Here is a 10,834-nt window from a genome sequence, read left to right as displayed (position 1 = left end):
CCTCCTCGAGGGACTCGGAGTCCCTCAAGGAGGCCCCCACGGACCGACAACCCTCAGTGGAACTCGTGCTCCGGCGCGGGGAACTCGCCCCGTCGCACCTCGTCGGCGAACGCCGCCGCCGCGCCCGAGAGTGCACCGGCGAGGTCGGCGTACCGCTTCACGAACCGGGGCGCCTTCCCGCGCCGAAGCCCGGCCATGTCCTGCCAGACCAGCACCTGGGCGTCGCAATCCGAACCGGCGCCGATGCCGACGGTCGGGATCTTGAGTTCATGCGTCACGCGCTTCGCGGCCTCCGCGGGCACCATCTCCATCACCACCGCGAACGCCCCGGCCTCCTGCAGCGCCAGCGCGTCGGCGAGCAGCACGTCCGCCGCTTCGCCGCGCCCTTGCACCCGGTAGCCGCCGAGGTTGTGTTCACTCTGCGGGGTGAACCCGATATGTCCCATCACCGGCACACCCGCCGAGGTCAGCGCCTCGACGTGCGGCGCGAACCGGCGCCCGCCTTCGAGCTTGACCGCGTGCGCCCTGCCCTCCTTCATGAATCGCACGGAAGTGGCAAGCGCTTGCTCAGGGGAGAGCTGATAGGAGCCGAACGGGAGATCCGCGACGACCAGCGCCCGCTTCACCGAACGGGTCACCGCCCGGACAAGCGGAAGAAGTTCGTCCACGGTGACCGGCAACGAGGTGTCGTAGCCGAAGACGTTGTTGGCCGCGGAATCGCCGACGAGCAGCACGGGGATCCCGGCTTCGTCGAACAACGCGGCGGTGTACATGTCGTACGCGGTGAGCATGGGCCAGGGCTCGCCCCGTTCCTTGAGCTCACGCAGGTGATGGACACGGATCTTGCGCACGGGCGCGGATTGCGCCGATGCCGAGCCGGTACCGTACGGAGCGGCTACCTCGCCGCTGGAGCCGCCGGATCCGGTGCTGGGGGTAGACATCGTTGTCCGTCCTTCCCTCGAGGCCTCGTCCGAGGTCCCCGGGTCGTGGAGTCTGAACGATCAAAGCGTGACACGCGCCGAGGGCACCCCCAAGGCCGTGCGACCAGCTTCACACCCCCGTGGCGGCGCTCCCACGACCGAGCTACCGCCCCGGGACCACGCATCGTCCGACTTCGGGATGATGCCCGGAGACAACCCGGCGCGGTTCACTGACGTTGAACAAAGCACTGAAGACGGCCGTCATGGGCGTCCGGTCACGAAAGGCGAAGATGGGAAACCCTGCGAGCGCGCGCACCCGCCTGCCCGCCTGGAAGGCCAAAGCCGGTGGCATCATCGCCACCGTCGTCCAGCTCGCCGCCGTCTTCTCCGTGATACTGCTGCTCACCAATGGCCCGCGCGGCCGCGTGATGAACGGCATCGACATGCTGTTCTCCGCGCTCAGCGTGCCCACCAACGCGAGCCTGGTCATCGTCCTGCTGATGGTCGTCCTCGGCGCGGCCCTGCGCCGCCGTAAACGCGCCGCGCTCTACACCCTCGTGCTGTTCCAGGTCGGTGGCCTGCTCATGACGATGGTGCTGCAGGCGGCGCTGCTGTGGTGGCCGGAGACCCTGACGCTGGGACCCAGGCAGATCCGGCACATCCCCGGGCACCTGTGGGCGCTGACCATCGCCGACCTGGTCTCGATCGGGCTGATCTTCTTCCTGCTCCGGCTGCGTCCCGCCTTCCCCGCCCGGCTCGCCCCGAGCGCCTGGCGGGACGGATTGTCCGTGATGCTGGGCGGGTTCGCCGCCGTCATCGTGCTGGGGTGGGCGTTGAGCGAGGCGTTCCCCGGCCATCTCGCCGACACGTGGGAGCGCTTCGCCTGGGTCGTGAACCACGCGACCGGTGAGAACATCCAGCTCAAGCGGTTCGGGGTCGGCGAGGGGCCGGGCTGGCTGGACTTGCTGCTCGACCTCGGCGCGACAGCGGTCGTCACCGGCGCGCTGTACACGTTGTTCCGCGGTGTCCGCAGCAGGCGCCTGCGGACCGATGACGAAGAACTCCAGCTGCGCGGGCTGCTCGCCGAGCACGGTGAAGGCGATTCCCTTGGGTACTTCGCCACCCGCCGCGACAAGAGCGTCGTCTTCTCCTCGAACGGCCGCGCCGCGGTCACCTACCGCGTTCTCGGCGGTACCAGCGTGGCCAGCGCCGACCCGGTCGGCGATCCCGAGCACTGGCCCGACGCCGTCCGCGTGTGGCTCGACGAAACCCGGACCTACGGCTGGACGCCCGGCGTGCTCGGCGCGAGCGAACAGGGCGCGAAGGTCTACACCGACGCCGGGCTGAAGGCACTGGAGATCGGTGACGAAGCGGTGCTCGACATCCGTGAGTTCAGCCTCGCCGGCCCCGAGCGCCGCTCGGTCCGGCAGGCGGTGAAGCGCATCGAGCGCGCGGGCTACACCACGCAGGTCCGTCGCCACGGCGAGATCCCGGCCGACGAGATGGCCTCGTTGCTCGCCCACGCCCAGCAATGGCGCGGCGCCGAGACCGAGCGCGGGTTCTCCATGGCACTGGGCAGGCTCGGCGATCCGAGCGACGGCCGCAGCGTCATGGTCGAGGCGTACGACGCGCGGGGAGAGCTGCGCGGCCTGCTTTCGTTCGTGCCGTGGGGAAGGCGCGGTCTGTCGCTCGACCTGATGCGACGTGACCGGGACGCCGAGAACGGCCTCAACGAGTACATGATCGCCGAGGTCGTCGCGGCGGGACAACACCTTGGCGTGCAACAGATTTCGCTCAACTTCGCGATGTTCCGCGCGGTGTTCTCCGAGGGCGAGCGGATCGGCGCGGGCCCGGTTCTCCGGGCCTGGCGGGGCATCCTCGGCGTCGCGTCGCGCTTCTTCCAACTGGAGTCGTTGTACCGGTCCAACGCCAAGTACGGTCCCGACTGGGTGCCGCGGTTCCTCTGCTATTCCTCGGCACGACGCCTGCCCAGGGTCGGCATCGTCGCCGGTGCGCTCGAAGGGTTCGTGCCCACGCGCGGGACGCGGTCATTGCGGCTGGAGACGGTCAGCGACGACTTCGTCAAGCAGGTCAAGCGGATCGACGAAAACGCGGCGCGGCCGAAGGTCCGGGAGACCCGGCGGCCCGAGCAGGTCCGGGTGCGGGTCGCGAAATTGGATCGGCTCCGCGCGGCGGGCATCGATCCGTATCCCGTCGGGTTCGAGCGGGACGATCTGCTCGGCGACGTGGTGAAGAAGTTCGGCGGGCTCGCCCCGGACACCTACACCGGGCATCGCGTGCGCGTCGCGGGCCGCGTGCTGGCGCTGCGCAACCTCGGCGGACTGTGTTTCGCGCGCATCAAGGACTTCTCCGGCGAAATCCAGCTGATGCTCGACGCGTCGGTGCTCGACCTCACCGGCTGGCGGACCGGGATCGACCTCGGCGACCACGTCGGCGTGAGCGGTCAGGTGATCACTTCACGGCGTGGCGAGCTGTCCGTGCTCGTCGACGAGTGGACGGTCACCGCGAAATGCCTGCATCCCTTGCCGGACAAGCGAAAGGGCCTCACCGACCCGGAGACGCGGGTGCGGCAGCGCTACCTCGACCTCGCGGTGAACCCCGACTCGGCGTCGATGCTCCGGCTGCGGTCCACAGTGGTCCGTGCGGTGCGGGAACGTCTGCACCATCGTGACTACCTCGAAGTCGAGACACCGATGCTGCAGACCGTGCACGGCGGCGCGAACGCGCGCCCGTTCGTCACCCACATCAACGCCTACGACATGCGGATGTACCTGCGGATCGCGCCGGAACTGTACCTGAAGCGGCTGTGCGTGGCCGGGGTGGAACGGGTCTTCGAGCTCAACCGCAACTTCCGCAACGAGGGCGTCGACGCGACGCACAACCCGGAATTCACGATGCTCGAGGCGTACCAGGCGTACGCCGACTACGGCACCATGCGGAAGCTGACGCGTGAGCTGGTGCAGCAGGCGGCGGAGGCGGCCTACGGCGCGCAGGTGGTCCGGCGGCCGGACGCGGACGGGAAACTCACCGACTACGACATCTCCGGCGACTGGCCGGTGATCCCGGTGCACCAGGCGGTTTCCGCCGCGCTGGGCGAGGAGATCGACGCGGGGACGCCGGTGGAGACACTGCGGCGGCTGTGCGCCCGCGCCGGAGTCCCGGTCGGCGAGGACGCCGGACACGGCGACCTCGTGCTCAAGGCACACGAGCACCTCGTCGAAGGCGCGACAGTGCTGCCGACCTTCTACACCGACTACCCGACCGACGTCTCCCCGCTGACCCGCCAGCACCGCGTCGACTCGCGGCTGGCCGAACGCTGGGACCTCATCGCGTTCGGCTCCGAGGTCGGCACCGCCTACACCGAACTGACCGACCCGATCGAACAGCGGCGCCGTCTGGAAGCCCAGTCCCTGCGCGCCGCGAGCGGTGACGTCGAGGCCATGGAACTCGACGAGGACTTCCTGCTTGCCCTGGAACACGGGATGCCGCCCACCGGTGGTCTCGGCATCGGCATCGACCGGCTGCTCATGATGCTGACCGGCGCCTCGATCCGGCAGACCGTCCTCTTCCCCTTCGTGCGCCCGCAGGCCTGACGGAGGAGCAGGGGACCTTTACTAACGTTCGTTAGCGCACTAATCGTTGGCTTGCTCACGGACGTTAGCAAAGGTCCCTCGCTCCCGTCCGGCGATAGCAAAGGTCCCTCGCTCCGCTGAGCCGCCACGTCACGCCGCACGAACGCGCCACAAACTCGTCGCGGACCCGTAAATCCGTGTCATACGTGTCCGGGTCGCTAGGGTGTGCTGGTGCGTGCTGCGCGGCTGATCGCCCTTGTCCTGGTTGGACTCGGTGTCGTGGCCTATTCCGCGTGGCTGCTCGAGTTCGTGCTCACCACCGGGGTGTCACCGCTTCACGATCCGGTCGGTGAATTGCTCACCAGGCATCCGGTGTTCCGTGTCGCGGAGGTCGTGTCGGGGAGCGCTTTCCTGCTCGCCGGCCCGCCACTGGTCCGGCTGGCCCCGGTGCACTGGACGGGCCGCCTCACCGCGGGTTCGGTCAGTGTCTTCGGCGCCCTCGTCTTCGCCGACGCCGCCTATCCCGGCAACACGGCCATCGGCCTGCTCACGAACGTCATCTTCGTCATCGGTTCGTGCAGCCTCGTCCTCTGGTGGCCGCGTGGCTGGCGGGAAAGCGCAATCATCGGCCTTGCCCTGATCGTGCTCACGTGGCTGGCCGTGCTCGTGACCGGGTCGCTCGGCCCCGGACACTTCACCGGGCTGGCCACCCGAGCGCAGCTGGTGGTCCGCGCCGCGCAGATGGTGCTGGGCGCGATGTACGTCTTCCGCGTCACCCCTGCGCCGCGATACGCGTCTCGAGTCGGCTGAGCAGTTCGAGCGGTGTCCGCCGTCCGCGTGGTTCGCGCGGATCCCGAAACTGTCGGTGCCGGGTGAGACGATGCTCGCAATCGAACACGAGCCCCCGAACCCGGAAGAGAGGTCCACCATGGCGGGAAACGTTCCCCCTGTCGCCGACGAGCGTGGAGGTCTGCTGAAGTACCTGGAGCAGCAGCGGCACGTGTTGCGGATAGCCGCATACGGGCTCAGCGAAGAGCAGGCCAGAGCCGTGCCGAGCCGCAGTTCGCTCAGCGTCGGCGGGCTCGTCAAACACGTCGCGGACACCGAGGACGGCTGGATCGACATCGTGCTCCAACTGCCGCAGAAGGAACCGACCAAAGAGGACTACGTCAACGGATTCCGTCTTCTCGAGAGCGAAACTCTCGAAGGCGTGCTCGCCCGGTACGACGAAGTAGCCCGGCGCACCGAGGAGGTCATCGCCGGAATCGCCGATCTCGGCCAGCCGGTGCCCGTCCCGAAGAATGTCCCCTGGTTCCCGAAGGACGTCGACGCGTGGTCGGTGCGCTGGGTCCTGCTGCACCTGATCGAGGAGACCGCGCGTCACGCCGGTCACGCGGACATCGTGCGCGAGCACATCGACGGCGCGACGGCGTTCCCGTTGATGGCCGCCGCCGAAGGCTGGCCGGAGTCTCCGTGGATGAAGCCGTGGAAGCCCGAACCGCAGTCGGTCTGATCGGTCCACATACGACACACCACGGGAGGTGGTGAATCAGAACAACGTCGGTTCGTCCGCCAGCGCGCCCTCGATCACGAGCATGCGGCGCTTGGTCGTGACCCCGCCCCGCGCCGAGAACCCGCCGTCCTTGCCTCCTGCGGCGAGCACCCGGTGGCACGGCACGATGATCGGGAACGGGTTGCGTCCGAGGGCCTGCCCGACGGCCTGCGCCGAGCCGGGCATGCCGAGCCGGTTCGCGATGTCGCCATAGGTCAGGGTCTTGCCCGGTGGGATGGCGCGCGTGATTTCGTAGACGCGGCAATGGAAGTCCGGCACGCCGGTCCAGTCGAGCTCGACGTCGCCGAGTTGTCTCGGCTCGCCGTTCATCAGGGCGACGATGCCGGCGATCGCCGACCTCATCGCTTCCGGTGGCGCCGATTCGACTGCATCGGGGAAACGTGTGGTCAGGCGGGATCGCGTACGTTCGGCGCTGCCCTCGGGCAGCTGGACGCCGAGCACGACCTCCGTCTGCCAGGCGAGCCCGCAGGGGCCGATGGCGGTGTCGAACACGGCGAAGCCCTGCGGTGGGAACTCCTTGGCCGTCATCCGTCCAGCCTACGAGAGGGGTCCGACAAGAACCGCCCGAAGAGGGATGCCGCACGCGCGGCCGATCGCTAGGTTCAGTTCGGGGGTTTTGCCGGATTGAGGAGGTCGGTCGGTGGCGGGCAGGAACGGGCGTGTGCTCCGAGCGCTGGGTGTCGCGGTGGCCGTTGTGCTGGGCACGGGACTCATTGTCCCGGCAGCGGCTGCGACAGGTGCCGAGAGCGGGGATGCGCCCTCGGCGTTGACGACGGCGCCGGAGGAGTCTGCGGTACCGCCGGGCACTCCGGTGATGCCACACGTCGTGATCACCCGCGCGGACCGGCTGCACACCTGGTGGGCCGAGCTCGCCGTGCGGCGTGCGGGCGGCACGGTCGTGTCGTCGTACCCGCAGGTCGGTGTCGTGGTGGCGTACACGGCGAAGGACGACTTCGCGGCGAAGGTTCGTGGCACGCGGGGAATCGAGGCGGTCGGCGCGACCCGGACCGCCAAGCTCCCCGTGGAGTTCTTCGCCGCCCGGAAGGACGTCCGCTACACCGGGCCCGGTTCGCCGAACTCCGGCCAGGTACCCGCCGAAGGCACGGCGTGGGACGTCCCGGCACTCGGGCTCGACGCCGCGCACAAGGTGTCGGACGGTAGCCGCCGGGTCGTCGCGGGCGTGCTGGACACCGGCGTGGACGACACTCATCCCGAACTCGCGGGCGCGTTCGACGCGCGGAACTCGGTGTCCTGCCTCTCCGGCTGGGCCGATCGCACCCCGGGCGCGTGGCGGCCGACCCTGGACGGGCACGGCACGCACGTCGCGGGCACCATCGTGGCGGCGCGCAACGGCACCGGTGTCGTCGGCATCGCCCCTGGCGTGCGGCTCGCGTCGGTGAAACTGGCCGAACTGGACGACACCGAAACGGCCGAGAGCATGGTGTGCGGTTTCGTGTGGGCGGCCGAGCACGGATTCGCCGTCACGAACAACAGCTACCGCTCGATCCCGTGGCGCTACAACTGCGATGACCAGCTCGACCAGGCGGCGATCAAACTCGCCGTCGGCCGGGCGGTGGCCTACGCGCAGCGTCGCAACGTGCTCGTCGTGGCCTCCGGCGGCAACGCGGGCATCGACCTCGACACCCGGTCGGCCGATACGGAAAGTCCCGCGGACAGCACCCCAGTGCGGCGTCCGATCGATCCGAGCTGCATCCGCCTGCCTCACGAACTTCCCGGCGTGGTCGGCACCGGCGCGCTCGACGAGAAACTGCTCAAGGCATCGTTCTCCAACTACTCGTCGTCGCGCATCACCGTCGCAGCGCCGGGTGTGCGGGTCTGGTCGACCTGGCCGGGCGGCCTGTACCGCTCGGCGAGCGGCACCTCGATGGCGTCCCCGCACGCGACCGGCGTAGCCGCGCTGATCGCGAGCGAACACCCACGCTGGAACGCCGAACACGTCAAACGTGCCCTGTACGCGACCGCCGCGCCGCTTGCGTGCCCCGAGCCGTACGACCCGAACGGAGACGGCAAGCCCGACGCTGTCTGCAAGCCCTCGCCGGCCGGGAACACCTTCTACGGGCACGGCCTCGTCGACGCCGCTGCCGCGGTGGGGGCACGATGACCCTCGTGCTGGATCACCTCGTCTTCGCCGGACCGGACCTCGCGGCCGCCGTCGCCCACGTCACCGAACTGACCGGTGTCGAGCCCGCACCGGGCGGCAGCCACGTCGGCCGAGGTACCGCGAACTACCTCGCCGACCTCGGATCGGGCGCCTACCTGGAGGTCATCGGCCCCGACCCCGCGCAGCCCGAGCCGGAAGGGCCGCGGCCGTTCGGCATCGACGACCTCACCGAGCCCGCGCTGGTCGCCTGGGCAGTCCGGACCACCGACATCGACGCGACCGTCGCCGACCTGCGAGCCGCCGGCTATGACCCCGGCGACGTCTTCGACATGTCACGGGACGCGCAGGGCGAGCTCCTGTCCTGGCGGCTCACCTCGCCAGGCGGCCTCGACGGGCTGGCGCCGTTCCTCATCGACTGGGGGAGTACACCCCATCCGACGACACGTGGTCTTCCGAAGATCCCGCTCCTGCTGGTGACCGGCGTCCACCCCGACCCGGCGGCCGTCGACGTCGTGACCCGCGCGCTCAACCTGGAGCTGCTGGTCCGCCACGACAAGAAGCCGGGCCTGGTCGCCGTCCTCCGCCGGACCGACGGCTCCCAGATCACCCTCACCTGACGGAGGAGCAAGGGACCTTTGCTCTCGTTTCGTTAGCGTTGCTCAGCAAGCGGGAGCAAAGGTCCCTTGCTCCCGCCCGCGGGGACTACGCCTTGCCCTCGCGCCAGGAGTTGGTGATCGGCAGCCGACGGTCCCGCCCGAACGCCTTGAAGGTGATCTTCGTGCCCGGCGGGTACTGGCGGCGCTTGTACTCCGCCTTGTCGACCATGCGCACCACGCGGTCGATGGTCTCCGGCTCGAACCCGGCCTCGATCAGGTCCGCGTACCCGCGGTCACCCTCGACGTAGTCGTCGAGAATGTCGTCGAGCAGGGCATAGTCCGGCAGCGAATCGGTGTCGAGCTGGTCGGGGCGCAACTCGGCCGAAGGCGGTTTGCTGATCGAGTTCTCCGGGATCGGCGGTGTCTCGCCGCGCTTCTCCGCTTCGGCGTTGCGCCAGCGCGCCAGATGCCACACGTGGGTCTTGAACACGTCCTTGATCGGCGCGAACGCGCCCACAGCGTCGCCGTAGATCGTCGAGTAACCCACCGCCAGCTCGGTCTTGTTGCCGGTCGCCAGCACCAGATGCCCGTCCAGATTGGACAGTGCCATGAGCAGCACGCCCCTGGCCCGCGCCTGGACGTTCTCCTCGGCGAGCCCGGTGAGCTTCAGCTGGTCGACGTAGACCCGGACCATGTCCTCGATCGGCTCGACCCGGAAGTGCGCGCCGATCCGGCGGGCCAGCTCGGCGGCGTCGCCCTTGGAATGGCCCGACGAGTACTGCGACGGCATCGAGACGCCGTAGACGTTGTCGCCACCGAGGGCATCCGCGGCCAGCGCGGCGACCACGGCCGAGTCGATCCCGCCGGAGAACCCGAAGATGACCGACGAGAACCCGTTCTTGTGGACGTAGTCGCGCAGCCCGACGACCAGCGCCGACCACACCTCGGCTTCGTTGGACAGCGGTTCGCTCACGACCGACTCGGTCAACGGTTCGTAGGCGGGGAGCGGTTCCTCGCTCAGCACCCGCCGGTGGACATGCAGCCCTTCGAGGGCGCCGTCCGTGACGTGCCCGCCCGCGGCGAGGTCCAGATCCGTCACGAGCAGGTGCTCGACGAACTGCGGCGCCCGTGCGAGCACGGTGCCGTCCGCGGCGACGACCAGCGAGTCGCCGTCGAAGACCAGGTCGTCCTGGCCACCGATCTGGTTGGTGTACACCAGCGGCGCACCGGCCTCGGCGGCCCGGCGCGCGATCAGCGGGAGCCGCACATCGTCCTTGGCCCGCTCGTACGGCGACGCGTTCGGCGCCACGACGAGGTCGACCCCGGCCTTGCCCAGCGCCGAGATCGGACCACCCTCCTGCCAGATGTCCTCGCAGATGACCATGCCGATGTCGAGCCCGTGCAAGCGCACGACGTCGAGGGTCTTCCCCGGCTTGTACCAGCGATGCTCGTCGAAAACCCCGTAGTTCGGCAGGTGGTGCTTGAACTGCCGGGCCACCACCTCGCCGCGGTACAGCGCCGCGGCCGCGTCCCGCGGCCCTTCCGCATCGAGGTCGAGATAGCCGACGTAGGTGAGTACGTCACCGCAGCCTGCTTCGTCGAGTCGTCGCGCGAGGATCTCGAGGCTCTTTCGGGAGGCCTCGGCGAACGTCTTCCGCAGCGAGAGGTCCTCCACCGGGTAACCGGTCAGGGACATCTCGGGGAACACGACCACGTGGGCCCCGGCCTCGGCGGCCTTGCGGGTCCACGCGACGGTCAGCGCGGAGTTGCCGTCGAGGTCGCCGACGGTGGGATTGACCTGGGCCAGTGCGATGCGCAGTTGCGGCATGCGCACATTCTGACCCACGGTCCCCCACCCGGACGAGCGAATGTGCTCGAAAGAGCAGGACGCCCGCCTGTCCGGGAGAGGAGGAAGAGGAGCAAGGGACCTTTGCTCACCAGCGGTGCGTGGTGGAGGAGTCATTAGAGTGATTGAACATGTGACACTAGAGAGATTGTGGTGTAGATAAGATAGCCAGGCACACGCGACA

General features: G+C 69.1%; 8 protein-coding genes. 5 read left to right on the top strand and 3 right to left on the bottom strand.

What is annotated here, in order from left to right:
- Nucleotides 1-53 precede the first annotated feature (53 nt).
- On the bottom strand, nucleotides 54-941 hold the full coding sequence (gene panB, locus ACFWX1_RS43910; RefSeq protein WP_378330097.1) for a 3-methyl-2-oxobutanoate hydroxymethyltransferase: 888 nt from the start codon (nucleotides 939-941) through the stop codon (nucleotides 54-56).
- 269 nt (nucleotides 942-1,210) lie between these two features.
- On the opposite strand from panB, the gene lysX reads away from it, so the two are divergent.
- From lysX to ACFWX1_RS43895, 3 genes are all read left to right on the top strand, one after another.
- Nucleotides 1,211-4,534 (top strand): bifunctional lysylphosphatidylglycerol synthetase/lysine--tRNA ligase LysX, encoded by a 3,324-nt coding sequence (lysX, locus tag ACFWX1_RS43905; RefSeq protein WP_378395842.1) that lies wholly within the window; start codon nucleotides 1,211-1,213, stop codon nucleotides 4,532-4,534.
- Between the two features lie 210 nt (nucleotides 4,535-4,744).
- Nucleotides 4,745-5,323: a hypothetical protein gene (locus ACFWX1_RS43900; protein WP_378395841.1), complete on the top strand. Its 579-nt coding sequence runs from the start codon at nucleotides 4,745-4,747 to the stop codon at nucleotides 5,321-5,323.
- Between the two features lie 118 nt (nucleotides 5,324-5,441).
- Nucleotides 5,442-6,026: a DinB family protein gene (locus ACFWX1_RS43895; RefSeq protein ID WP_378395840.1), complete on the top strand. Its 585-nt coding sequence runs from the start codon at nucleotides 5,442-5,444 to the stop codon at nucleotides 6,024-6,026.
- Between the two features lie 36 nt (nucleotides 6,027-6,062).
- On the opposite strand, the gene ACFWX1_RS43890 is transcribed toward ACFWX1_RS43895, so the two are convergent.
- Nucleotides 6,063-6,614, bottom strand: coding sequence for a methylated-DNA--[protein]-cysteine S-methyltransferase (locus ACFWX1_RS43890; protein WP_378395839.1), 552 nt, complete (start codon nucleotides 6,612-6,614; stop codon nucleotides 6,063-6,065).
- A gap of 286 nt (nucleotides 6,615-6,900) precedes the next feature.
- On the opposite strand from ACFWX1_RS43890, the gene ACFWX1_RS43885 reads away from it, so the two are divergent.
- Nucleotides 6,901-8,208, top strand: a complete 1,308-nt coding sequence (locus ACFWX1_RS43885) for a S8 family serine peptidase (protein WP_378395837.1) — start codon at nucleotides 6,901-6,903, stop codon at nucleotides 8,206-8,208.
- Entirely contained in the window at nucleotides 8,205-8,825 is a 621-nt protein-coding gene (locus tag ACFWX1_RS43880) for a VOC family protein (RefSeq protein ID WP_378395836.1), read from the top strand. The genes ACFWX1_RS43885 and ACFWX1_RS43880 overlap by 4 nt, the downstream gene beginning before the upstream one ends.
- An 85-nt stretch (nucleotides 8,826-8,910) precedes the next feature.
- Here the strand turns inward: ACFWX1_RS43880 and ACFWX1_RS43875 are convergent, their stop codons facing one another.
- Entirely contained in the window at nucleotides 8,911-10,632 is a 1,722-nt protein-coding gene (locus ACFWX1_RS43875) for an NAD+ synthase (RefSeq protein ID WP_378395835.1), read from the bottom strand.
- Between the last annotated feature and the right edge of the window lie 202 nt (nucleotides 10,633-10,834).

This window comes from Amycolatopsis sp. NPDC059021 (genome assembly GCF_042739895.1).
Taxonomy (GTDB): Bacteria; Actinomycetota; Actinomycetes; order Mycobacteriales; family Pseudonocardiaceae; genus Amycolatopsis.
This window is presented reverse-complemented; position numbering and strand designations above follow the sequence as displayed.

Coding starts and splice junctions, on each gene's coding strand:
- ACFWX1_RS43895 (WP_378395840.1), top strand. CDS start 5,442: ATGGCGGGAAACGTTCCCCCTGTCGCCGACGAGCGTGGAGGTCTGCTG.
- panB (WP_378330097.1), bottom strand. CDS start 941: ATGTCTACCCCCAGCACCGGATCCGGCGGCTCCAGCGGCGAGGTAGCC.
- ACFWX1_RS43890 (WP_378395839.1), bottom strand. CDS start 6,614: ATGACGGCCAAGGAGTTCCCACCGCAGGGCTTCGCCGTGTTCGACACC.
- ACFWX1_RS43880 (WP_378395836.1), top strand. CDS start 8,205: ATGACCCTCGTGCTGGATCACCTCGTCTTCGCCGGACCGGACCTCGCG.
- ACFWX1_RS43885 (WP_378395837.1), top strand. CDS start 6,901: ATGCCACACGTCGTGATCACCCGCGCGGACCGGCTGCACACCTGGTGG.
- ACFWX1_RS43875 (WP_378395835.1), bottom strand. CDS start 10,632: ATGCCGCAACTGCGCATCGCACTGGCCCAGGTCAATCCCACCGTCGGC.
- lysX (WP_378395842.1), top strand. CDS start 1,211: ATGGGAAACCCTGCGAGCGCGCGCACCCGCCTGCCCGCCTGGAAGGCC.